The organism is Streptomyces marinisediminis (genome assembly GCF_026262575.1).
GTDB lineage: Bacteria > Actinomycetota > Actinomycetes > Streptomycetales > Streptomycetaceae > Streptomyces > Streptomyces marinisediminis.
This window is the reverse complement of sequence record NZ_JAPKFL010000007.1, coordinates 16,396-39,474: the sequence shown is the minus strand read 5'-3', so window position 1 is coordinate 39,474 and position 23,079 is coordinate 16,396. Positions and strand designations below refer to the sequence as shown.

The 23,079-nt window shown below is 75.0% G+C and carries 16 protein-coding genes; 8 read left to right on the top strand and 8 right to left on the bottom strand.

Annotated features, from left to right (window positions below; genetic code table 11):
• Window positions 1-20: 20 nt before the first annotated feature.
• Entirely contained in the window at window positions 21-776 is a 756-nt protein-coding gene (locus OSB71_RS07685) for a TetR/AcrR family transcriptional regulator (protein WP_265945665.1), read from the top strand.
• A 360-nt stretch (window positions 777-1,136) separates the two neighbouring features.
• Here OSB71_RS07685 and OSB71_RS07680 read toward each other — a convergent pair whose 3' ends face one another.
• Window positions 1,137-2,141 (bottom strand): esterase-like activity of phytase family protein, encoded by a 1,005-nt coding sequence (locus OSB71_RS07680; protein WP_265945663.1) that lies wholly within the window; start codon window positions 2,139-2,141, stop codon window positions 1,137-1,139.
• A gap of 183 nt (window positions 2,142-2,324) precedes the next feature.
• On the opposite strand from OSB71_RS07680, the gene OSB71_RS07675 reads away from it, so the two are divergent.
• From OSB71_RS07675 to OSB71_RS07660, 4 genes are all read left to right on the top strand, one after another.
• On the top strand, window positions 2,325-3,008 hold the full coding sequence (locus OSB71_RS07675) for a hypothetical protein (RefSeq protein WP_265945661.1): 684 nt from the start codon (window positions 2,325-2,327) through the stop codon (window positions 3,006-3,008).
• Entirely contained in the window at window positions 3,005-3,625 is a 621-nt protein-coding gene (locus tag OSB71_RS07670; RefSeq protein ID WP_265945659.1) for an RNA polymerase sigma factor, read from the top strand. The genes OSB71_RS07675 and OSB71_RS07670 overlap by 4 nt, the downstream gene beginning before the upstream one ends.
• A gap of 199 nt (window positions 3,626-3,824) precedes the next feature.
• Window positions 3,825-4,394 carry a hypothetical protein gene (locus OSB71_RS07665; RefSeq protein ID WP_265945657.1) on the top strand — a complete coding sequence of 190 codons (570 nt, stop codon included), beginning with the start codon at window positions 3,825-3,827 and terminating at the stop codon, window positions 4,392-4,394.
• Window positions 4,394-9,823, top strand: a complete 5,430-nt coding sequence (locus OSB71_RS07660) for a collagen-like protein (RefSeq protein ID WP_265945655.1) — start codon at window positions 4,394-4,396, stop codon at window positions 9,821-9,823. Before OSB71_RS07665 ends, OSB71_RS07660 begins: the two co-directional genes overlap by 1 nt.
• A 61-nt stretch (window positions 9,824-9,884) precedes the next feature.
• Here the strand turns inward: OSB71_RS07660 and OSB71_RS07655 are convergent, their stop codons facing one another.
• Window positions 9,885-11,906: a CocE/NonD family hydrolase gene (locus tag OSB71_RS07655; protein ID WP_265945653.1), complete on the bottom strand. Its 2,022-nt coding sequence runs from the start codon at window positions 11,904-11,906 to the stop codon at window positions 9,885-9,887.
• A 180-nt stretch (window positions 11,907-12,086) separates the two neighbouring features.
• Window positions 12,087-13,430, bottom strand: a complete 1,344-nt coding sequence (locus OSB71_RS07650; protein WP_416237214.1) for an ATP-grasp domain-containing protein — start codon at window positions 13,428-13,430, stop codon at window positions 12,087-12,089.
• A gap of 163 nt (window positions 13,431-13,593) precedes the next feature.
• On the opposite strand from OSB71_RS07650, the gene OSB71_RS07645 reads away from it, so the two are divergent.
• Window positions 13,594-14,256 (top strand): GDSL-type esterase/lipase family protein, encoded by a 663-nt coding sequence (locus OSB71_RS07645; protein WP_265946065.1) that lies wholly within the window; start codon window positions 13,594-13,596, stop codon window positions 14,254-14,256.
• Between the two features lie 240 nt (window positions 14,257-14,496).
• Window positions 14,497-15,492 carry an aldo/keto reductase gene (locus tag OSB71_RS07640; RefSeq protein ID WP_265945650.1) on the top strand — a complete coding sequence of 332 codons (996 nt, stop codon included), beginning with the start codon at window positions 14,497-14,499 and terminating at the stop codon, window positions 15,490-15,492.
• A 206-nt stretch (window positions 15,493-15,698) separates the two neighbouring features.
• Here OSB71_RS07640 and OSB71_RS07635 read toward each other — a convergent pair whose 3' ends face one another.
• From OSB71_RS07635 to OSB71_RS07625, 3 genes are read right to left on the bottom strand one after another with little or no spacing between them, the layout of a single operon-like run.
• Window positions 15,699-16,304, bottom strand: a complete 606-nt coding sequence (locus tag OSB71_RS07635) for a 2'-5' RNA ligase family protein (RefSeq protein ID WP_265945649.1) — start codon at window positions 16,302-16,304, stop codon at window positions 15,699-15,701.
• Window positions 16,301-17,749 (bottom strand): MFS transporter, encoded by a 1,449-nt coding sequence (locus tag OSB71_RS07630; protein WP_265945647.1) that lies wholly within the window; start codon window positions 17,747-17,749, stop codon window positions 16,301-16,303. Before OSB71_RS07630 ends, OSB71_RS07635 begins: the two co-directional genes overlap by 4 nt.
• Window positions 17,750-17,780: 31 nt before the next feature.
• Entirely contained in the window at window positions 17,781-18,218 is a 438-nt protein-coding gene (locus OSB71_RS07625; RefSeq protein ID WP_265945645.1) for a MarR family winged helix-turn-helix transcriptional regulator, read from the bottom strand.
• A gap of 282 nt (window positions 18,219-18,500) precedes the next feature.
• Here OSB71_RS07625 and OSB71_RS07620 point away from each other — a divergent pair, with 282 nt between their 5' ends.
• Window positions 18,501-19,979 carry an NCS2 family permease gene (locus OSB71_RS07620; protein ID WP_265945643.1) on the top strand — a complete coding sequence of 493 codons (1,479 nt, stop codon included), beginning with the start codon at window positions 18,501-18,503 and terminating at the stop codon, window positions 19,977-19,979.
• A gap of 162 nt (window positions 19,980-20,141) precedes the next feature.
• Here OSB71_RS07620 and OSB71_RS07615 read toward each other — a convergent pair whose 3' ends face one another.
• Window positions 20,142-22,343 (bottom strand): MMPL family transporter, encoded by a 2,202-nt coding sequence (locus OSB71_RS07615; protein WP_265945641.1) that lies wholly within the window; start codon window positions 22,341-22,343, stop codon window positions 20,142-20,144.
• Window positions 22,344-22,371: 28 nt separating this feature from the next.
• On the bottom strand, window positions 22,372-22,914 hold the full coding sequence (locus OSB71_RS07610) for a TetR/AcrR family transcriptional regulator (RefSeq protein WP_265945639.1): 543 nt from the start codon (window positions 22,912-22,914) through the stop codon (window positions 22,372-22,374).
• Window positions 22,915-23,079: the final 165 nt, after the last annotated feature.

Below are 23,079 nucleotides of genomic sequence, written 5' to 3'. Positions count from 1 at the left end.
GGATTACGATGGCGGTCACGATGACGACGACAGAGCACACCGGCAGTGGTGACCTCAGCCGCAGCATGGCCCTCCTGTGGGGCGAGAAGGAGCCGCCAGCACGCGGCCCGAAACCCGGCCTGACGCTCGACGCGGTGGTCACCGCGGCCGTGGAGCTGGCCGACGCGGAGGGGCTGGGCGCGCTGTCCATGCGCAAGGTCGCCGCCCGGCTCGGCGTCGGCACGATGACCCTCTACCGGTACGTGCCCGGCAAGGGCGAGCTGCTCGACCTCATGCTCGACAAGGTGCAGGGCCCCGCCGAGGGCACCGACGCGTTCCGCGGCAGGGGCTGGCGCGCCGCCCTGGAGTTCGTCGCGCGCGGCAGTTGGGAGCTGTACACCTCCCACCCGTGGCTGCTCCAGATCAACCAGACCCGTCCCGTGCTCGGCCCCAACAGCATGGCCTCCTTCGACTTCGCGCTCGCCGAGCTCGACGGGATCGGCCTCACCGGGCAGGAGAAGGTGGCCCTGCTGGTCACCGTCGACAACTTCGTCACCGGCACCGCGCGCATGGCCGTGCTCGCCCGGCAGACGGCCGAGGAGACCGGCGTCAGCGACGAGGAGTTCTGGAACGCGCAACTGCCCTACATCGAGACGGCGCTCGAACGCGGCGACTACCCGGCGATCGCGGCCCTGCCCGACGACGCCTTCTCCTCCGACCTGGACATCCTCGCCTTCGGCCTCGAACCACTCCTCGACGGCTTCGCCACCCTCATCGACGCCCGCACCGAGCGGTAACACCGCCGGACGGTCACACCGGACCGCCGCGGTGGCGGCCGGTGGTGCCGCCGGGGCGTGGTGGTGGGCCGATGCCGGGCCGGACTGTGGTGGTGGGCGGTGGTGCCGGGCCGTCGACACGGGCGTGGTGCCGAGCCGGGCTGTGGTGGCGGGCCGGTGGTGCCGCCGGGGCGTGGGGTCGGGCCGGTGGCGAGCCGTGGTGGTGGGCCGGTGCCGGGCCGGGCTGTGGTGGTGGGGCCGGTACCAGGCCCTGGTGGCGGGCCGTGCCGCCGGGCCGTGGTGCCGGGGTGTGCGGGGAGCGCTCGGCGGTCGGGGTGGGTCGTGCGGCGGGTTCGTGTCGGCGGGGCGCGGCCGGGCGGGTTACGGGCGGCGGCGTCCGCGGAGGACGAGCCACGCGGCCAGGGCGAGGGCGACGACGGCGCCGCCGATGGCCACGGTGTCGCCGTCCGCTTCCCGGTCGTCCCCGCCCGCGCCCCGGTCGCCGCCTCCGGCGGCCCCCTCCGGGTCCGCGGCGTCCGGCTCGGTGTCCTGGGCCACGCTCACCGGCCGCAGGTCGCCGTCCAGTTCCTCGGCGCGGACCTCCGTGCCCTCGCCCTCGCTGCCGTAGAGCAGGTGCCGGCCGTCCGGGGTGAACGCGACGGCCTCGCCCTGCTGTTGGATCGGCACCCGCAGCCGCCCCAGCCGCCGCGGGGCGCCGTCCTCCCACGCGTACATCAGACCGCCGAAGTAGCTGCGCACCGCCAGCCGGCTGCCGTCCGGCGAGAACGCGGCGTCGGTGGCCCACAGGTCGATGTCGGCGACGCGCTCGAAGGTGTTGACGCCGGCCGTCGACAGCTCCGGCGGCCCCGCGTAGAGCCCGTCACCGCCCTCGGTCTTGCCGACGACGTAGACCCGCCCCGTCTCGGGGTGCACCGCCAGTGACTCCGCGTCCCGCGCGCCGTCCGCGTACTGGACGGTGTAGACGGCCGGCGTGAGGGTGGTGTCCGCGAGCCGCTCCGGCTCGGGGAACGCGTAGATCCACACGTGCGGCCAGTTCCCGCCGAAGTTGTCCCCGATGTCCCCGACGTACACGCGTCCGTCGGGGCCCACGGACACCGCTTCGAGGTCCCGGCCCGCCACGCCGGTGAGCGTCACGGTGGCCACCGTCCGGCCGCTGGTGCCGTCCACGGCGAAGAGCCGGGCGCTGTGCGCGCTGTCGTTGTGGGTCCAGTAGACGCCCTCGTGCGCGCGGCTGGCGGCCAGTCCGCTGCTCTCGGTGATCGCCGGGTCGGCGAAGGTGAAACCCGGCCCGCCGTCGTCCGCGACGGCCGGGCCGCCCGCCGCCAGCACGATTCCGAGCCCGGCCCCGGCCACGCGTGTCCACATGCGCCCAGCCTGCCATCCGCGGCGGCCCGCCGGGGCGGCGGCCCATCCCGGGCGCCGCGCGCACCCGCCGCGCACCCGTCGCCGCGCGCCCGCGGCGGGCCGCACCGCGCGCCTGGCCACGGGCCCGGCCTCCCGCGTACTTGTGTGCGCCGACGACGGGACGACAGCCGCGGGAGCGACGACGTGACAACCACCCTGGCAGCCCTGGTGAGTGCGCTGCTGTTGAGCGAACTCGCCTTCGACCCACGGGACACCGCCTACTGGCACCGGTGGTTGGGCCGTTTCGGCTGCCTGTGGCGGCGGACGCTGCTCGCGGTGATACCCGCCCTGCTCGCGGTGACGCTCGTACAGATCCTGCCGGAGCGCGTGGAGGTGATGGAGCAGCTCATCACCGGGGCCGTGCTCGGAACGGCCGCGGCCGCGATGCTCCGGGCGGACGCGCGCGGCATGCGGGTGCGCGCGCCGCACGCGCAAGGGCAGCCGGGCGAGGCGTACTCCGTGCTGTCCTGGGCCCACAAGCAGCTCCGCCGACGGTTCGACGAGCTCTCACGCCGCCGCATCATCGCCTTCCTCGACGGGCAGAAAGTGGTCGGCCCCGGTCACCCGGAACGGCTCCTGATCACGGCCGAGGAGGTCGCCGCGGTGCTGGGCGAGGAGCGCAGGGGGGCCCGGGCGCGCGAGCGCCGGGAGCTCCAGGAGTCCCTGGAGGTGCTGTGGGAGCACATGGACGTGCTGCGCGACCCCGAGGCGAGCGACAGCGACCGGCGGAAGGCGGCGTTCACCCTCGCCGAGTCGCTCGCGAAGGAGATGGCCAACCGCAGGTGGGACCGGCTCCCTGCGTACGACCGATCGAAGGGGCGCCGATGAGTGGCACCGTGTCCAGTCAGACGCCGTTCACGGCCGCGTGCGGCGTGATCGCGCGGATACTCGGCGGGCAGGAGGACGGGGAACTCGCGCGCGCCGAGGAGGAGGAACTCGCCGCGGCCGTGGGCACCGTCCGGTCCGTCCTGCCGCGCCTGCTGAGCCGGCGCGTACAGGCCGAGGACCAGGACCCACAGGAGGTGGCGCATGAGGCGCTGGTCCGGTTCTTCGCGGCCGCCCGCGCCCAGCGTCTGAAGCCGGGCGGGTCGCCCTCGGGCTACCTCATGATCATTTCGGTCAACATCGTCCGGGACGCGCGGCGCGGCGGCCCCGAGCCGTTGCCCCTGCCCGACGCGGCGCTGCTGCGCGAGGGCGACGGCGACCCCTTCGCCCGGCTGGTGGACGGGCTGGCCGCCCGGGACACCGTCCGGCGCGCGCTGACGCGGGCGCGGGACAAGGGGGACGCGATGGTCCTGGAGGTGGTCGCCGCGTGGCTGGACCTGGCGGCCCGGACGAACGCCGCGCCGGCCAGCCGGGCGGTCGCCGAGGAGGTCGGCATCAGCAAGTCGACCGTCGCCAACGCCCTGCTGCGCTTCCGGGGCTACCTGGCGGAAAGCGGCTGACCGGAAATGGTCGCCCGAACCGCTGGCCAGGCGGCCGTCGGCCGCGTACTTGGCAAGGGTCTCCCCCTCGGTGGGGGATCGGACTCGCGCAGGCAGTGAGAGGTGTTTCATGGAATGGTCCGAGGAACGGCGAGCACCCGCCGGGCGGCCACCGCACCCGTCCGGCGACCAGACGCAGCTGGACGACACCATCCGGGCGGTGCCGCGACGCCTTGTGGGCTTCCTGGCGGGGCTGGCGTACCTGTCCGACGAGGGGCGGAGACTGGCGCTGCGGAGCCTGGGCCCCGGCTCCAGGATCGTGCTGGAGGTGCTGCGGGTGGCGGAGGAGGGTGAGGACGCGGGGCTGACCGGGCACGGCGCCCTCGTCGCCGAGCGGCTGGCCGACCGTCAGGTGCCGGAGGCCCCCGCGGTATGCGAGGCCGGCCGGCTCGGAGCGCGCATGCGGCGCATCGCCCGCATCGTCCCGGTCGGGGCGTACGACCTGGCCGCTGCGTCCACGGGCGACGAGCCGCAGGGGGCGCGGCGGGTGACCTACGAGCTCTCGCCCGACCCCGGTGTGCGCGCCGCCGACGCCGGGGCCATGGTCGAGGTCGCCCGGGCCGTGCGCGAACTGCGGCTGTGGCAGCGCGGCGGCGACGCCACGGTCGTGGTGCTCGGGACGATGGAGCCGCTGCCGTGCAGCGGGCGGCCGCTCACCCTGCCCAACCCCGACGACGAGCCGCCCTCCGCCCTGCTCAGGCACCGGCTCGCGCTGAGCGAGGAGGGCTGATGGACGGGGACGCCACCGCGGCGGGGGGCCGGACGGGGGACCGGCGCCACGCCCTGCGGCTGCAGGCGGCGCTGATCGCGCTGGACGTCAGTGTGCGGCGGGCCCAGGAGGGCGAGCGGCGCCGGGAGCAGCCGACCCCCCTGCCGCCGCCCTCCGGGGGCGCGGCGGACCCGGGGGCCGCGGGAGAGGAGGCGGCCGCGCGGGAGGCTCCGGAGAACGTCGCACGGGCGGTCGGCGAGGTCTGGGACGCCCTCACGCTCTGGCGCGAGGAGGGCACGGCCGACCTGACCGGGGTGCCCGCCTGGCTCGGCCCACGGCCGGCGGACGCCGCACCGGGTGACCGCGGAGCGGACGCCACCGCCCCGGACGCCTCGGGAACGGACGCCGGGGGGCCGCCCGGGGGGATCGGGCTGCTCCAGGCACGCCTGCGGGGGGCGTCCCCGCTGTGGGAGCGGGTCGCGGCGCGCCTGGACCACGACGGACACCCGGAGATGCTGCTCGACGACTGGGAGACGTGCGCCGTCTCGGGCCGTCCGGTACGGCCCGGCCCGCCGGGCGAGTCCGGCCCACTGGGCGAATCCGGCTCGCCGGGCGAATCCGGCTCGCCGGGCGAATCCGACCCGCCGGGCGAACCCGGTGCGCCGGACGACCCGCGGGGGTCGCGCGGCCCGGAGGCGCCGCAGGGTGCCGAGGACGCGGGCGGACCCGCCGCCGTGCCCGCCCAGGACCCCGTGGAGGTGCTGGTCCCCGTCGTCCACGCGGCCACCGGACATGGCTTCCTCGTGGAGCTGGTCCTGCGGGCCGACCCGTGGCCGGGCCCGGACGGTGACGCCGAGGGGCAGATGACCGAGAAGTTCCGCAAGGGGGTCCTCGCGGGCCACCGCGCGGCGCTGGGCCTGGCACGTCACCTCGGCGTCCCGGCGGCGGCGCTCGAGCAGTGGGAGAAGGTCGCCGTCACCGGCCTGCGCGGGATACCCCCCGGCTACCGGGTGGACGACACCTCGGCGGGCGTGGGGACGGCCGTGGCCGTGGTCCGGCACCTGGTCGGCCTGCCCGTCCGGGACACGCTGGTCACCGGCGGCATCGCCGCGGACGGCCGGGTGACGGCCCTGCCCGGCGAGGAGGACCTGGCCGCCAAGTCGCGGGCCGCCGCCGACCACGGACTGGGGCTGCTCCCGCTGTCCCCGACGTGGACGCTGCGCGAGGTCTGCTCCCGGCTGTGGCCGCGGGAGTGGCCGCAGGCCGTGGAGCGCACGGCGCTGGAGAGCCTGCGCACGCTGGGCCACGAGACGTCGTCCGTGGTCCGCGTGGGGACGGACGAGACCGTCGCCGGGCAGCGGTTCAAGCTGGTGCGCCTGCGTCCGGCCGAGGAGGTCCTCCAGCGGCTGGCGGGCGGCGCGACCACGGTCGTCGTCGGGGGCCGCCGGGCGTCGGCGCGGACGACCTCGGCGCGGCAGGCCGCGTTGGAGTGGGGCAGGGAGCGCGGCCTGCCGGTCATCGAGCTGCGGCTGCACGAGGGCAGGTTGCCGGACGAGGCCGACCTGCGGCACGTCGTCACGCTCGCGCGCTACGCCCACCGGATGCCGCCGGGGGAGCGCGCGGTGGTGATCCTGGAGGACCTGCTGCCCCACGAGGGCGGGGCGGATCTCGACGCCGTGCTCCCCACGGTGGCGGAGGCCACCGAGACGACCCTCATCGCCGTGTGCCTCTACGTCGGCGGCGCGCGGTGGACGACCGACCGGGTGGCCACCGTGCCCAGCCTCGTGCGCCAGGAGGAGGTGCGCGACTTCAGCCGCAGGTTCGTCGACCTCAACGGCATGGCGGCGGTGGACGACGGCCGCCTGGGCGTGGCGCGCCAGGCCGCGCACAACGACATCTGGTTCCTGGTGCACCTGCTGACGGACATGGCGGCGCCACCGGCGTCCGTCGCGCCGGGGGCGGGCGGTGTGGCACTCGCGGCCACCGCCACCCGGGACCCCGCCGCCCCGCCCGGCACGGGGCCAGCCACGGGAACCGCGGGCAGCGGGGCCGACCGGGCCGCGGCCATCCGCCGGGCGTTCGCGCGGCGGGTGCGCGACCAGGTGGCCCCCGACCGGCTCGCGCCCATCAGGGCGGTCGCGGCCTGCGGACTGCTGCGGGTGGCCGTGCCCGGCGCCCTGCTGCCCGGGATCACGCCGGCCGAGCTCCACCGGGCCGGCGCCGAGCGCGACTGGGCGGGCCGCTGGCACATCCCGCGCAGCGCGACGTGCCGGGCGCTGCTGGCCACGGACGAGTCCCTCACCGACCGCACCGGGCAGGAGTGGATGCGGACGGCCAACGCCCAGTTCGAGGCCCTGCGCGCCCTCCTCGCCCCCCACCTGCACGCCTACGACCGCACCGTGCTGAGCTTCGTCACCGCCGTGCTGGCCGCCGCCTCGACCACGGAGCCCGCCGTGCACCGGCGGCTGCTGCCGTACGTCAGCGAGACCCTGACCCGGCACATCGGCGTCGACGCCCCTCCGTCGCTGGTGGCGCACGCGCTGCTGGCCGGCGGGGTGCACTTCCGGCCGGGGCAGCGCCGGGAGCTCTTCGCCACCCTGGTACGCGCCCTCGTCGTCAACGGCTGGCGCTCCCTGACGGCCCGGGAGGCGACGACGTGCATGGCCGCGCTGCGCGCGCACCGCGACCAGGTCTCGGGGCACGTGCGCTCCGACTACCGGCAGGTGCTCGACGCCGTGGAGCGCGAACTGAAGCCGGTGCTGCGGCGCAGCGACCCGGCCCAGGGCGTGCTGTGCGTCCACGAGGCGGGGCGCTTCTTCGAGGCGCCCACGGCGCGGGCGGTCCTCCCGCTCGTCGTGGCGGCCACCCACCGGTGCGACCCGCGGCTGGTGGACCACTACGAGGCGGCCGTCGGCCTGGTGGACGCCGCGCTGAAGTACGGCTCGGAGCAGCGGTACGCGATCCTGGACCGGTTGGCGCAGACCCCCGGCCTGATCCGTCTGCTCGCCGCCGACCAGCGCCACGACGCCGGCCTGACGCTCGCCCAGGCCGCGCTCGCCCTCCAGCTCGGCGCCCACGGCGACCACGTGCGGGCGCGGCCCGAGCGGCTGGGGCAGGCGGTGAGCCGCGCACTGCCGGGCGCGCCGCCGGACGGCGTGACCCGCGGGCTGATGCTCCTGCAACGCGTCGACGTGCGCTCCGGCCGCGCGATCGTGCGTCACTCCACGATCCCGCAGTGGCTGCGCATGACCGTGTCGAGCGCGGACACGGGGCGGGTGACGCCGTGGCAGGTGGCGCGCCTGTTCCACGTCCTGCGCAAAGTGGACGTCACCACCCTCGTCCAGACCCTGTACTCAGGGGAGGGCGAGGTCGACGAGGCGGTCGTCGACGCGCTGGTGGCGTGCGTGCACACCATGGGCGACCTCAAGGGCGTGGGGGTGGTCGTGCACGCCGTCGCCGCGGTGGAGAACTTCTGGGGGCCGGGCGGCCGGCACGGCGTCGGAGCGCGGTTGTGCGCCCGCTTCGAGGCGTTCGTCTTCCGCGCCCTGGAGACGGAGATGCGCGGCAGCGTGGTGCTTGCCCTGATGACGGGGCTCACCGAAGGCGGCGTCGCCACCGACACCCTGGGCGCCCTGCTGGAGCGGTGCGCCGAGGTGGTGGCGGACGAGGCCCGGGACAACGAGAAGGACCACGCCCCCCGCCTGGCACTGCTGCTGGCACGGCACGAGGCCGTCGGACCCCGGTTCCTGGAGACGCTGGCCCCCCGCCTGGAGGACGGGCTGCTGCTGCACCGCGCGAAGCACTGCCAGTCCGTCGAGGCCCGTGCCTACTACCTGGAGCTGGCCCGCGCCCTGCGGCGCACCCGGGACGTGGAGTTCATCCACCAGCTCGCCGGGCACGACTGGCTGGAGGACCTCAGGGACGGCGGCGCCCTCCCGGCGCTCAAGGCGCTGCGGGCCTACGACCTGGCCCTGCGGGACGCGCCGCTGACACACAGTCCCGAACAGCTCGTGCGCGAGGTGGACGACGACCCCGCGGCCTGGGCCCGCCGCCTGTACGGCATCCACCACCCCGGGCTGCTCGGCGAGGCGCTGCACCTGCTGCGCGGCCTCGCGCCGGGCTTCGCGGTGGAGTGCCTGCGCGAGCTGGACGCGCTGCACCGGCCGGCGGAACGCTTCCGGGTCCTGGCGCCCGCCCCGGTCGGCGCCGCGCCGCTGCCGGCCGGGCCGAGCCCCCGGCGCGTCGCCGACCTGCACCGGCGCCGCAGCGCCCGGGCGCGCGCGGACCGGCGGGAGCTGGGCGGTCTCCTGCGCTACGTGCAGCGGCAGTTCGTCCACGCCGACCAGGCGGTGGAGCTCGTGCACGCCGTGCGCAGGGTGGACGAGGAGGGCGGCACCGCGATCGGCGCCGCGCTGGCGGCCAGCGACCACTGGGAGAAGCGGGTCCTGGACCTGGTGGACACCGACGCTCCCGTCCACCTCGGCAACCTGCTGCGGATGATGGCCGAGGCGCACCTGGAGCTGCCCGGGGAGGTGCTGGACCGGCTCGGGCGGACCTGGAAGGCCCAGGCGTACGCCTACCGCTCGCCCGCCGTGGCCCAGAGCCTGATGTGCGGCTTCGCCGCCTGCGGCCCGGCCGGGGTGGAGCTCGCCCGAGAGTGGGCGGCCAGTTTGAACACCGACCAGATCGCGCGCCGCCTCGCCCGGGGACTGCCCGGCGACCTGGCCGCGGCGCCCCGGCTGGTGCGGGCCCTCGCCCTGTGGGGGCCGCCGGGCAGCGCGGCGCGGGTTGCCGCCGAACTGCCCGTGGACGCGGTGCGCCACGTTGACCTGCGTGGGGGCGTGGAGCTGCTGCGCACCCTCGCGGAGACCGACCCGGAACGGGCGCGGGAGCACGCGCGGGCCGCCGCCGACGTCCTCGCGGCCAAGTCGGCCCTGCGCTTCCTGCCCGACCCCGAGGCACACTGGCGCCACCTGGGCTGGCTGGCCCGGATCACCCGCACGCTGGGCGAGGGGAAGGGCGTCGACCACACGGCCGTCCTGGCGCATCTCACCAAGGAGTGCCGCCGCCCGGAGGTCGTCAACTGGGTCACCGGATGCCTAGGCCTGCGCCCGCCGGAGGACGGCTGGGACGCCCCCGGGGGCTCGCCGCCCTGGGCTCGTGCCGCGCGCCTGATCGTCCGCTCCGACCTCGGCCTGCCCTGCGCCGCCACCCCGGCGGAGGTCAGCGACCTGCTGGGCCGCCTGGCCGTCCACTGGCAGGTCAACCTGCTGCGGTGCGCCGAGCGGGACGGCGGGCTGCGCGCCACGCTTTCGGGGCCGGACCTGGCGTACCTGGCCCAGCTCGGCGACTGGTACGTCGAGGTCGGTCGCCCCGAGGGCGCCGCGCTCACGGCCGCCGCCCGCGCGCTGCACCGGTCACCGCGCCCCCGGCGCGAGGGCGCGGGGTGACGGCGGCCACGGGCCGGGCGGGTGCGCGGCTGGTGTGCGGGCGGGTGTGCGGGCGGGCGGGTCAGAGCAGGTCGCGGGGGATCTTCTCGTTCCAGACGCGGGTGAAGACCCGCTGGCCCGCCTCGTAGCCGTCCAGGGTGGCGTGGAGGAGGAAGTCGCTCTCGGTGGAGCGCAGCACCGTGCGCGTCACCGTGCGCACGTGCCAGTCGTCGCGGCTGAAGGTCATCGTCCAGGCCGACTCGCCCCGCACCGACTCCCAGTCCTCGGCGACCGAGTCGTAGCGCTCGTAGGCGCGGCGGCCGACGTCGAGGTCGATGGCGTCGTAGCGCACGATGCCGCTGTCCTTGACGATCTCCAGCGCCTGGTTGTACGTCACCAGGTCGCGCATCACGTTCCAGCGGTGCTCGCCGGTGCGGATCTGGGTGGTGGTCCGGCGCGGGGAGCCCTCCGGCTCACCGAACGGCTCCGTGGGCCGCTCGTCCCCGGAGGCCGGGCGCACCGGGAGGGTCAGCGTGCTGGACCCGGTGTGCACGTCCAGCATCACCGGCTTCGGCGGCGGCCACGCCAGCGGCCAGTACGAGGTGGACAGCGACAGGCGCAGCCGGTGACCCGGCGGGAACGCCTGGGCGACTCCGTTGAGCTCGACGGTGGCCCGGTAGCGCTCGCCCGGCACGAGCGGGGCGGGCGCCTCGCCGCCGTCGGCCCGGGTCAGGTTCAGCAGGCCGTAGGTGACGCGGGTGGCCTTGCCGTCGGGGGCGATGTCGGAGAGGCGGGCGGCGACCATGGCCACCGGCTCGCTGACCGACAGCTCCAGCTCCACGGTCGGCGCGCCCAGGATCTCCAGGCGCTCGGTCAGCGGCGCGCTGTCGAAGACCAGGGAGCCGCCGTCCTCCTCGCGCTGGTCGTAGGGGAGGTCGGGCGGGGCGTTGTAGGAGGCCCACTTGCCCGCGAACTGCCCCACCGACAGCGGCGACTGCACCGGCAGCCGGTGGTCGGGCACCTCGGTGCCGGGCGCCTCGATGTGGTGCGCGCTCAACGGGTACGCCCTGCGCTCCACGCGCGGCGAGGGCCATACCGGCTCGGCCACCCAGCGCCCGGGCCGCTCCTGGTACGACGTGGACGGCGGCACGCTCTCCTGCATCCAGGCCCGCAGCATCGGCCCGTCCATCGCCCCGTTGTCGGCGTCCTTCAGCCAGTGGTCCCACCAGCGCACGACCTCCTGGAGATAGCCGATCGCCGGGCCCGGCTCGCCCAGGTGGGGGAACTTGTGCGACCACGGCCCGATCAGCCCGCGCCGGGGCACGTCCAGGCGCGACAGCAGCCGGGTCACGGCGTTGGAGTAGCCGTCGGCCCAGCCGCTGGACGCCAGCACCGGCACCCGCACGGCGTCGTAGTCGTCGCACACCGAGGCGTGCTTCCAGTAGTCGTCCCGGCGCTGGTGGCGCAGCCACTCCGCGACCCACGGCCCGTTCGCCTCCAGCCGCTCCAGCCACATCTCGCGCCACCGCTCGCCCACCACGGCCGGGTCGGGTGGGCAGGTGGCGTGGGCGAACATCGTCCCCGCCTCGGCCAGACTGTCCGAGAGCAGGCAGCCGCCCATGTAGTGCATGTCGTCGGAGTAGCGGTCGTCGGTGAACGACGACAGCACGACCGCCCGCAGGCTCGCCGGGCGCCGGGCGGCGACCTGCAGCGCCGCGAACGCGCCCCAGGAGATGCCCATCATGCCGTTGCGCCCGTCGCACCAGGGCTGCTCGGCCAGCCAGGCCAGCACGTCCTCGGCGTCGCGCTGCTCCTGCTCCAGGTACTCGTCGGTCAGGACGCCCTCGCTGTCGCCCGTGCCGCGCAGGTCGACGCGGACGCAGGCGTAGCCGTGGCCGGCGATGTAGGGGTGGTGGATGGAGTCGCGCACGGAGGTCAGGTCGCGCTGGCGGTAGGGGATGTACTCCAGCACACCGGGCACCGGGTCGCCGTCCGAGGACACCGGGCGCCAGATGCGGGCGGCCAGGCGGGTGCCGTCGGAGACGGGGATCCAGACGTGCTCCTCCTCCCTGACGTCGTAGGGCAGGCTGGTCACCTCACGCATGGGCGGGTGGCCTCCTTCCAGCGGTCGGTGTCGTGCGGCGTCGTGCGGTCGTGGAGCGGTCGCGGTGCGGTTGTCGGCGGCCGGGGTGCGGTGTCGGGCGGCCGTGGTGCGGTTGTCGGACGGTGCGGGGCGGTCGGCCGGGGCCGCGGTGGGGTGGCCGCCGGGCGGTGGCGGTCCGGGTCAGGCGGCTTCGGCGGCCACGTCGTCGAACGCGAACGGCAGCGCCGCGATGACGCGGTCGTACTTCTCCAGCAGCTCCGTCTCACTCTGGGCCGCGACGAAGACGTGCGCGAGTTCGAAGCTGTAGCTGTCCTGCTCCGGCAGCTCCGACAGGCGCTGCCCCTCCGACACCTTCACCTCGACCTTCACCCCGGGGACGTCCCGCTCCACGCGCTCCACGTCGGCGCGGTCGGGGGCGCGGCGCACCACTCCGTCGGCGAAGCGGCGGTGGTACCACTTGGCGGCCACCTCGTACTCGCCCTTGTGGTCCGGCATGCGCGGGTCCCGGCCCAGCGCCAGGCTGACCATGCAGTGGTGGTTGGACACCCCGTCGACGTACTCGAACAGCTCCGCGTGGGACTGCGAGTGCCGCGGGTTGACCTCCAGCACGCCCAGCTCGTCGGTCCGCGCGTCGTAGAAGAACTCGATGGAGAACGTGGCGTCGTCCATGCCGAGCTGGCGCATGACCCGCTCGGAGACGTCCGCCATCCGGGCGGTGACGGACTCCGGGAGCGCGGAGGGGTACTGGTGGCGCAGGAAGCAGGGGCTGTCGGCGTAGTCGATCGAGTCCAGCGCCCCGTAGACGGTGACCTCGCCGTTGTGCACGTACCCCTCGACGGCGTACTGCTCGCCGCTGAGCGCCTCCTCGGCCAGACAGGCGGCGCCGCCCACCTCGGCGATCTCCGGCGGCAGCTCCATGCGCCGCATCAGCGTGTCGAACGGCCCGCCGATGCGCGAGATGCCCTCGCGGATCTCGGCGACGGCCGCGCGGAACTCCTCGTCGTCCTTCACCCCGAAGGCCAGCTCCGAGGAGAAGGACTTCACCGGCTTGAGCCACATGGGGTAGCGGACGCCCTCGGGCGGACGCGGGTCGTCGGCGTCCAGGTCCACCAGGCCGAAGTGGGGCACCGCGTCGGTCACCTTCCGCTGCTCCAGCCGGCTCCAGTACTTGTGCTCGCACCGGACGACCGACTCCAGGCTGGTACTGCGCGTGCCGTAGCGGGCGCTCAGGAGCGGCACGAGCACGGAGGCGGGGAAGTCCCAGTAGCCGACGATGGCGTCGATGCTGCCGTCGAAGGCGTCCAGGCGCCGCTGCGCCCGGTCGAGCAGCTCCTCGAAGTCGACCGCGCCGTGCTGGAGCTCGTCGTGGCCCAGGAGCGGGTGGAAGGTGTACTCCTCGGCGTGGGGCACGTCCCGCAGTGTCTCGGTGTTCTCGTCGTCCAGGCCGATGACGAAGACGTTCTTCGGCTGCCCGGGCTCGGCGGGTCGGACGGGGCGCCTGGACGGGGTGGGCTGCTGGGACACGGTGCCTCCTTCGGCGAGCGTTATCTTTCCGTTACCGCTCGGTCGTGGGCTTCGAATACCCGTGCGGCGCGAGCGCACACGCCCTCCTTCGTCCATGATGGGCGTGAGGGGCGTCACGGCGCAGGTCGGAGCGGTCGCGCGGCAGAATGTGCCGGTGCGCTTCATGACGGTCGGGGACTCGATGACCATCGGTGCCGCCGGTGACTTCACCTGGCGCTACCGCCTCTGGCGACACCTGAGCGCGGTCGGCCCGGTGCGCTTCACCGGCCCCCGCTCCGCGCTGCACGAGGGCTCGACCGACTACGGCGACCCGGCCTTCCCGCCCGCCGCCCGGCGCCACCTGGCCGGGTGGGGCGAGGGCTGGCTGCACCACGCCCCGCTGATCGGCGACGCGGTGCGCCGCCACCGCCCCGACGTGCTGCTCGTCTCCCTCGGCCTGATCGACCTGGGCTTCTACACCGACCCCGGGCAGACGCTCGCCAACGTGCACCGCTTCCTCGCCGGAGCCCGCGCCGCGCGCCCGTCCGTGCGGGCCGTGCTGCTGCCCGTCATACCCAACGTGCGCGCCGTCACCGACGCCCCCTTCGCCGCGCAGGTCGCCCACTTCAACGCGCTGCTGGCGGGCGCCGTCGCGGAGCTGACGACCCCCGCCTCGCCCCTGGTGCTCGCGGCACCGCCCGCCGACTGGGACCTGGCCCGCGACACCTACGACGGCACCCACCCCGCCGCCCCCGGCGAGCACCGCCTCGCCGCCGCCTTCGCCGACGCCCTCCACACCGCCTGGTCCCTCGGCGCGCCCTACGCCGCCACCCCGGCCTGGGCGTGACCCGACCCACCCCGCCCCGGCCCGCCCTCCGCGGTCACCGGGCGGCACCGCCGCCGGTGACCGACCCGACGCGGGGCGTGTGGAGTCCGCCGGTTCCCTGTCGCGATCCGCACGACGCGGAGGGCGGCCGCGCCCGGCCCCGGGAGGCGGCCCGCGCGCCCCGGGGCGGGGGACGACACCGGTCGTTCGGCGTCGGGCCGGTGGTTGCGTGGGGTTCGGGGCAGGGCGTTGGGTGGGGACATGAAGTACACACAACTGGGCCGCACCGGGCTCAAGGTCAGCCGGCTGGTGCTGGGCACGATGAACTTCGGGCCGCAGACGGACGAGGCGGCCTCACACGCGATCATGGACGCCGCCCTGGAGGCCGGCGTCAACTTCGTCGACACCGCCAACGTCTACGGGTGGGGTGAGAACAAGGGCAGGACCGAGGAGATCCTCGGCTCCTGGTTCGCCGGGGGGATGGACCGGCGTGACAAGGTCGTCCTCGCGACCAAGGTGTACGGGAACATGAGCGTGGACGGGCAGAGCTGGCCCAACCACGACCGGCTGTCGGCGGTCAACATCCGCCGGGCCGTGGACGCCAGCCTGCGGCGGCTGCGCACCGACCACATCGACGTCTACCAGTTCCACCACGTCGACCGGCGCACGCCGTGGGAGGAGATCTGGCAGGCGATCGACGTGCTCGTGCAGCAGGGGAAGATCCTCTACGCCGGGTCCTCCAACCACGCCGGGTGGCACATCGCGCAGGCCAACGAGACGGCCGCGCGGCGCGGCAGCCTGGGCCTGGTGAGCGAGCAGTGCCTGTACAACCTGGCCGAGCGGCGGGCCGAGATGGAGGTCATCCCGGCCGCGCGGGCCTACGGGCTCGGCGTCATCCCGTGGTCGCCGCTGCACGGCGGGCTGCTGGGCGGGGCGATCCGCAAGGAGAAGGCGGGCGGCGCGGCGCGCTCGGCCACGGGCCGCTCGGCGGACGCGTTGCAGAACACCGCGTTCCGCGAGCAGGTGCAGGCGTACGAGAACCTGCTGGACCAGCACGGCCTGGAGCCGGGCGAGGCCGCGCTGGCGTGGCTGCTGACCCGGCCGGGGGTGACGGGGCCGATCGTCGGGCCGCGCACCGGGGAGCAGCTCGAGTCGGCGTTGCGCGCGGTGGAGCTGGAGCTGAGCGAGGACGTGCTCAGCGGGCTGGAGGAGATCTTCCCCGGCCCGGGCCCGTCGCCGGAGGCGTTCGCCTGGTAGCCGAAGGCGCCGTGGTGAGGCTTCGGGGCGCTGGGGCGGCGCCGGGCGGCGCCGCGCGCGGCGCCCCGGGGCCCGTCCGGGTGGCGTGCCGCGCTACCCGCCGACGGCCGCGACGACGGCGACGACCGCCAGGACGAGCAGCAGCGTGCCGCTCACGATGAGCTTGCGGGCCTTGGCGTTCACGCGGTCCACGGTAGCCGGTCGGGTCAGCGGTCCAGCGGCCAGGTCGACACCGTCTCGTAGCGCGGTGACGTGCCGGGGACGCCGGAGCGCGGCAGGTGGCTGCGGACGAGGGCGAGGGTGTCGGCGTGCCAGGGCGGCGAGGCGAAGTCGGCCAGCGCCCGGGCGAACGGCGCGAGGCCGGGCCCGGCCTTGGCGCGGGCGAGCGTCAGGTGCGGGGTGTAGGCGCCGTCGTCGGAGGGGCCGGCGCCCACCCGGCGTCCGGCCGCGCGGGCGGCGGCGGCCAGGTGGGCGAGGTCGGAACGGGCGGCGTCCCGGCTCGGCTCGCGCCCGGCGCCCTCGGCGGCGGCCCCTTCGACCCCGGCCCACAGCGCCCTGTCGCCGAACCGGCCGCCGCCGCGCAGGCGCAGCGCGAGCGGGTGGCCGCGTCCGGCCGTCCGCGCCAGGCGGGTGCGCAGCTCCGCCGAGGCGTCGTCGGCCACCTCGCCGTAGAAGGCGAGGGTGACGTGCCAGCCCGCGGGGTCCGTCCAGCGGAGCCGGTCGCCACCGGGCAGCGCGCGCAGGGCGGCCACCTCGGCGGTCAGCGCGTCGGCGACGTCGTGTGGCGGCAGCAGCGCCGCGAACAGCCTCACCGGGCGCTCCCGCCCGCCCCGGCGGTCACGGTTTCCGCGGGCGCCGGGCGGGCCGCCGACGCCGGGCTCGTGGGCGCCGCGACCGGGGAGACCGGCAGGGGCTCGCGCGGCACGAAGGCCAGCACCCGACGTCCCCGGCGCACGTCCACCCGCAGCCGCAGGCCCGCCGTGCGGGCGAGCAGCAGGCCCACCGCCACGGCGGCCAGCAGGGCGATCAGGCCGCCGGCGAGCAGCCCGACGCGCGGGCCGTAGGCGTCGGTGATCCAGCCCATGACCGGCCCGCCGATCGGCGTCCCGCCCATGAAGACCATCATGTACAGGCTCATGACGCGGCCGCGCATGGCCGGTTCCGTGGCGAGCTGGACGCTGCTGTTGGCGGTGACGTTGAACGTCATGCCGATCATGCCGACCGGCACCATCAGGGCCGCGAAGGCGAAGAACCACGGCGTCAGGGCGGCGGCGGACAGCAGCACGCCGAACAGCCCGGCGGCGCCGATCAGCAGCCGCATGCGCGAGGTGGCGCGGCGGGCCGCGAGCAGGGCGCCGGTGAGCGAGCCGAGGGCCATCAGCACGTTGAGCAGGCCGTAGGTGGCGGCGCCCTGGGCGAAGACCTCCTCGGTGAACGCCGTGAGCCAGATCGGGAAGTTGAACCCGAACGTGCCGATGAAGCCGACGAGCACGATCGGCCAGATCAGCTCCGGGCGGCTGCGCACGTACCGCAGGCCCTCGCGGAGCTGGCCCTTGCCGCGCCCGGCGGGTGCGGCGGGCGTGAGCTCGGCGGTGCGCATGAGGAGCAGGCCGGTCAGGGGCGCGAGGAAGGACAGGCCGTTGATGAGGAACGCCCATCCGCTGCCCGCCGCGGTGATCAGCACACCGGCGACGGCCGGGCCGATCAGGCGCGCCGACTGGAAGTTCGCGGAGTTCAGCGAGACGGCGTTGCGGAGCTGCTCGGGGCCGACCATCTCCGCGACGAAGGTCTGCCGCGCGGGGTTGTCCACGACGGTGACCAGGCCGAGCACGAAGGCGAGCGCGTAGACGTGCCCGACCTGCACGGAGCCGGAGAGCGTCAGCGCGGCCAGCGCGAGGCCGGTGAGGCCCATCGCCGACTGGGTGATCAGCAGCAGCCGCCGCTTGCCGTAGCGGTCGGCGACCACGCCGCCGTACAGGCCGAACAGCAGCATGGGCAGGAACTGCAGGGCGACGGTGAGGCCGACGGCGGTGGCCGAGCCGGTGAGGCTGTGGACGAGCCAGTCCTGCGCGATGCGCTGCATCCAGGTGCCCGTGTTGGACACGAGCTGGCCGGTGGCGAAGAGCCGGTAGTTGCGTACGCGCAGGGAGGCGAACATCGTCGCCTTGCGGTGCGCGTCGCCGGTGGTGCGGTGGGGTGCGTTCGGTGCGGGTGCGCTCGGTGCGGGTGCGGAGTGTGCTCCGGGTCCCGGACTCAAGTGGCGTCGCCTCCTCGTCCTCGGTGGTCTCCTACAGGTGCGCGAGCTTCTCCAGTACGGGCGCGGCCTCGCGCAGCCTCGCCCATTCCTCCTCGTCGAGTCCGCCGGCCAGTTCGGCGAGCCAGTGGTTGCGCTTGTCGCGGGCGACGGCGAGCACGGACTCCGCGCGCTCGGTCTGCGTCACGACCTTCTGCCGGCGGTCCTCGGGGTGCGGGTCGAGCCGGACGAGTCCCTTGGCCTCCAGCATGGCCACGATGCGCGTCATCGACGGCGGCTGCACGTGCTCGCGGCGCGCCAGCTCGCCGGGGGAGGCCGAACCGCACCGGGCGAGGGTGCCGAGCACGGACATCTCGGTGGGGCTGAGCGACTCGTCGGCCCGCTGGGACTTCAGGCGGCGGGAGAGCCGCATGACCGCGGTACGCAGGGCGTTCACGGCTGCGGCGTCCTCACCGCGGGACAGATCCGGCATGGTGCTTAGCGTAACTCATTACCTCGTCTAACGACTAACCGCTCGGTGGTGTTCCGCATCACGCGTTCGGGTGAACGGTGCCCGCCGGGGGTTTCCGTTCCCGTCCGTCGGGGCGGGGCCGGGTGGGCACGCGGGGTGGCGCCGCGGCGGCGGGGTGCGGTCGCGCTGTGATGCCCGCCGCTTTCTACGCGCGGAGACTCGTCGCCCGGGAGTTTGTCTGTTCATACTGCAACTACCCCCGTTCGGCCGACCTTCGTTGTCGCTTTCTCCAAGAGGTTCCGCATGTCCTCTCCGGCTGCCGCCGCCACAGCCGAAGGCGCACCGCCGCCCCCGTCCGACCGGAGCCGGCCCTCCGGCGTGCTCGACCGGTACTTCCGCGTCCATGAGCGCGGCTCCACCGTCGGGCGCGAACTGCGCGGCGGGCTGGCCACCTTCTTCGCGATGGCCTACATCATCGTGCTCAACCCGATCATCCTCGGCTCGGGCACCGACAAGTACGGGCAGCAGCTCGACAACGCCCAGCTCGTCACGGCCACCGCGCTGATGGCCGGGCTCACCACCGTCCTGATGGGCGTGATCGGCAACGTGCCCATCGCGCTCGCGGCCGGACTCGGCATCAACGCCGTCGTCTCGCTCCAGCTCGCGCCCCAGATGAGCTGGCCGGACGCCATGGGCATGGTGGTGCTCGCCGGCCTGGTGCTGATGGTCCTGGTGGCCTCCGGTTTGCGGCAGCGGGTGATGGACGCCATCCCCGGCGGGCTGCGCCGGGCGATCGCGATCGGCATCGGGCTATTCATCACGCTCATCGGCCTGGTCGACTCCGGGTTCGTCAGCCGCAACCCCGACGCGGCGAACACCACCGTGCCGCTCGGACTCGGGCAGGGCGGGCAGCTCCAGGGCTGGCCGGTGCTCGTCTTCGTCCTCGGACTGGCGCTGATGTTCACGCTCGTCGTGCGCAAGGCGCGCGGCGCGATCCTGGTGAGCATCGTGGCGATGACGGTGCTGGCCGTCGTCGTCAACACCGTCGCGGACGTGCCCGACGAGGCGTGGGGCCTGGCCGTGCCCGCCCTCCCCGACCAGGTCGTGAGCGTCCCGGACTTCTCGCTGGTGGGCGAGGTCAGTCTGTTCGGCGGCTTCGCCGAGGTCGGGCTCGTCACGGGGTGCCTGTTCGTCTTCACCGTGCTGCTGTCCGGCTTCTTCGACGCGATGGGCACCATCATCGGCGTCGGCGAGGAGGCCCGGCTGACGGACGCCGACGGCCAGCTTCCCGGCATGGGCCGCATCCTGATGACCGACGGCCTGGCCGTCGCGGGCGGTGGTTTCGGCTCCTGCTCGGCGAACACCTGCTTCGTGGAGTCGACGGCGGGCGTGGGCGAGGGCGCGCGCACCGGCCTGGCCAACCTGGTCACCGGCGGGCTGTTCCTGCTCGCGCTGGTCTTCACGCCGCTGGCCACCGTCGTGCCCTCGCAGGCCGCGACTCCGGCGCTCGTCGTCGTCGGCCTGCTGATCATGGCCGCGAACGTCCGGGACATCGACTGGGGCGACCTGACGATCGCCGTCCCCGCGTTCCTGACGATGATCGCCATGCCGTTCACCTACAGCATCACCAACGGCATCGGCATCGGCGTGCTGTCCTACCTCGTGCTGCGCGCGGCCACCGGCCGCCTGCGGGACGTGCCCTGGCTGCTGAACGCCGTGGGCGCCTGCTTCCTGGTGTACTTCCTGCTCGGCCCGATCGAGCAGGTGCTGGGCCTGGCGTGACCCGCGCCGCCCGCGCCCGGTACGCGTGAGGCGCCCGGTACCTGCGAGGCGTCGGCGCACGCGAGGCGTCCGGCGCGGCGTGAGGCATCCGGGGCATGCGAGGCTCCCGGTACGCGTGAGGCCCCCGCTCCGCCCGGCGGAGCGGGGGCCTCACGCGTGCGGTCACCCCCGGGATGCGGCCCGCTCCGGCTCGGGCGCCTCCTCCAGCGTCCTGCGCAGCCCCTCGCCCTCGACGTCGAGGTTGGGCAGCGCGCGCTCCAGCGGACGCGGCAGCCACCACGCGGCCCGGCCGAGCAGCGCCATCACGGCGGGCACGATCGCCATGCGCACGATGAAGGCGTCGATCACCACGCCGACGGCCAGGGCGAAGCCGATGGACTTGATGATCGGGTCGTCCATGAACACGAACCCGCCGAACACGGCCGTCATGATCAGCGCGGCGGCGGTGACGACGCGGGCGTTGTGGCCCATGCCGTTGACCGTGGCCTGCCGCGCGGTGTCCCCGTGGACGAAGTCCTCGCGCATCCGGGAGACGAGGAACACCTCGTAGTCCATCGCCAGGCCGAACAGGATGCCGATGAGCAGGATCGGCAGGAAGCTGATCAGCGGCCCGGGGCTGTCGACGCCGACGAGGCCGGCCAGCGTGCCCTGCTGGAAGACGGCGACGGTGATGCCGAAGGTGGCGCCCACGGTGAGCAGGAAGCCCAGCGCGGCCTTGAGCGGCACCAGCACCGAGCGGAACACGAGCATCAGCAGCAGCACCGACAGGCCCACCACGAGCAGCAGGTACGGCGGGAGCGCGTCGGCGAGCTGCTCGGAGACGTCGATGCCCAGCGCGGTGGCGCCGGTCAGCGCCACGTCGGCGCCCTCGACACCCTCGGCGCCCTCGACGCCCTCGACGCCCTCGATGTTGTCGCGCACGGCGTGCACGGTGTCCTCGGTGGCGGCGTCGGTGGGCCCGGTGGTGGGGATGACGCTCAGCAGCGCGGTGGTGCCCGCCTCGTTGGGCTGGGGCGGGGTGACGGCGAGCACGCCGTCGGTGCGCTGGATGATCCCGGCGGCCTCCTGCGCGGCGGCGGTCGTCTCCTGCGGGGTCTCACCGGAGACGACGGCGAGCAGGCGCCCGTTGAAGCCGGGCCCGAAGCCCTCGCTGACCAGGTCGTAGGCCTCCCGCGCCGGGGAGCCCTCGGCCTGGGTGCTCGCGTCGGGCAGGGCGAGCCGCATGTCCTGCGTGGGCAGCGCCAGCGCGCCCAGCCCCAGCACGCCGACGAGCAGCACCGGCACGCGCAGCCTGCTCACCAGCCGGCCCCAGGTGAAGCCGAACCCCTCGCGCCCGGAGGCGGGGGCGGTGGCGGGGGCGGCGGCGCCGCGCAGCTTGCGCGGCAGGACGCGCGCCCCGGCGAACCCGAGGACGGCGGGCAGCAGCGTCAGCGCCACGAGCACGGCCACGGCGACCGTCGCGGCGGCGGCCAGACCCATCACGGTCAGGAACGGGATGCCCGCCACCGCCAGCCCGGAGAGCGCGATGACCACGGTGGCCCCGGCGAAGACGACGGCCGACCCGGCGGTGCCCACCGCGCGCCCGGCCGCCTCCTCCGCGCGCACGCCCTCGGTCAGCAGGTGGCGGTAGCGGGAGGTGATGAACAGCGAGTAGTCGATGCCGACGGCCAGGCCCAGCATCAGCGCCAGGATCGGCGCGGTGGACGTCAGCTCCACCGCACCGCTGAGCGCGTACAGCCCCGCCATGCCGGCGCCGACGCCGATGAGCGCGTTGAGCAGCGTCATCCCCGCGGCGACCAGCGAGCCGAAGGTGATGACGAGCACCAGCGCGGCGACGAGCACGCCGAGCACCTCGGTGGAGCCCACCTCCACGGCGGTGGCGGACATCACCTCGCCGCCGTGCTCGACGCGCACGCCCTCGGCGTCGGCCCCGGCCTCCGCGAACGCGGCGCGCTGCTCGTCGGTGATCTCCTGCGCGTCGTCGGCGAACTGCACCTGGACGAGCGCGTAGCGGCCGTCGGGGGTGAGGGCGCCGGACTGGAACGGGTCCGTGGCGGCGACCGCGCCGGGCACCTCGGCCGCCTCGGCGACGATGGGCCGTATCTGCTCCGGGGTCAGCCGCCCGCCCTCGGGCGCGGCTATGACGATCTGCCCGGCCGCGCCGCTGGCCTGCGGGAACTCCCGGTCGAGCGCGTCCAGGGCCTGCTGCGACTCGGTGCCGGGCATGGTGAACTTGTCGGACGTGGGGCCGCTGAAGAGGGCGGCGGCTCCGCCCAGCAGCGCGAGCAGCAGCAGCCAGACAACGGCCACCCGTCCGCGTCGGCGGAAGGAGAACCGGCCGAGCCGGTACAGGAAGGTCGCCATGGCGATCAGTGACTTTCTCCTGGAGGGATCAGGACCGGCCGAGCGTCCGCGACGCGGCCTCGACCATGCGGGCACGCAGCTCCGCCTCGGGTACCCCGACGTCGCTGACGCCGGTGACGAAGACGCCGCCGATGACCATCCACGCGGCCACCTCGGCGGCCGGGTCGTCCACGCGCCCGGTCAGCGCGTGGACCAGCCGCTGGGCCTGGTCCGGGGTGTCGGCGAGGGCCGGGTGGCTGGTGATCTCGGCGATGTCGCCGAAGAGGATCTTCATCTCGAACCGGAACCGCAGCGCGAGGTCGACGAACCCGGTGACGGCGGCCTCGGCCACCCGCGCGGTCGGCAGCTCCTCCAGCCGCGCGGTCAGCTCGGCCAGCGCGGCCCCGGCCGGGGCCATCAGCTCGGCGAGGATCGCCTCCTTGCTGCGGAAGTGGTAGAGCAGCGAGGCCTTCGAGCAGCCGACCTCGGAGGCGATGTCGTGCAACGACGTCCCCCGGAAGCCGTGCACGGCGAACAGGCGCAGCGCGGCGTCGAGCAGGTTGCCCCGCAGGGTGGAACCGGAACGTGCCATGCCCTCCACGGTAACTGACCGATCGGCCAGTTCTGACCGATCGGCCAGCCGCGGCCGTGGCGTTCGTCACGGCCCCGGTTGGGCGCCGCGGGGACGGCACCCGGGGCTGGGCGCGGGGTGGCGGCGCCCTCGCTCCGGCCCGCACCGACAGGCCGGGGGTGTGCC

Bases quoted from the DNA above. Each gene is read 5' to 3' on its own strand.
- OSB71_RS07615 (WP_265945641.1), bottom strand. From the start codon at position 22,343: ATGGCGACCTTCCTGTACCGGCTCGGCCGGTTCTCCTTCCGCCGACGC.
- OSB71_RS07640 (WP_265945650.1), top strand. From the start codon at position 14,497: ATGAAGTACACACAACTGGGCCGCACCGGGCTCAAGGTCAGCCGGCTG.
- OSB71_RS07685 (WP_265945665.1), top strand. From the start codon at position 21: ATGACGACGACAGAGCACACCGGCAGTGGTGACCTCAGCCGCAGCATG.
- OSB71_RS07655 (WP_265945653.1), bottom strand. From the start codon at position 11,906: ATGCGTGAGGTGACCAGCCTGCCCTACGACGTCAGGGAGGAGGAGCAC.
- OSB71_RS07670 (WP_265945659.1), top strand. From the start codon at position 3,005: ATGAGTGGCACCGTGTCCAGTCAGACGCCGTTCACGGCCGCGTGCGGC.
- OSB71_RS07680 (WP_265945663.1), bottom strand. From the start codon at position 2,141: ATGTGGACACGCGTGGCCGGGGCCGGGCTCGGAATCGTGCTGGCGGCG.
- OSB71_RS07620 (WP_265945643.1), top strand. From the start codon at position 18,501: ATGTCCTCTCCGGCTGCCGCCGCCACAGCCGAAGGCGCACCGCCGCCC.
- OSB71_RS07625 (WP_265945645.1), bottom strand. From the start codon at position 18,218: ATGCCGGATCTGTCCCGCGGTGAGGACGCCGCAGCCGTGAACGCCCTG.
- OSB71_RS07645 (WP_265946065.1), top strand. From the start codon at position 13,594: ATGACGGTCGGGGACTCGATGACCATCGGTGCCGCCGGTGACTTCACC.
- OSB71_RS07610 (WP_265945639.1), bottom strand. From the start codon at position 22,914: ATGGCACGTTCCGGTTCCACCCTGCGGGGCAACCTGCTCGACGCCGCG.
- OSB71_RS07660 (WP_265945655.1), top strand. From the start codon at position 4,394: ATGGACGGGGACGCCACCGCGGCGGGGGGCCGGACGGGGGACCGGCGC.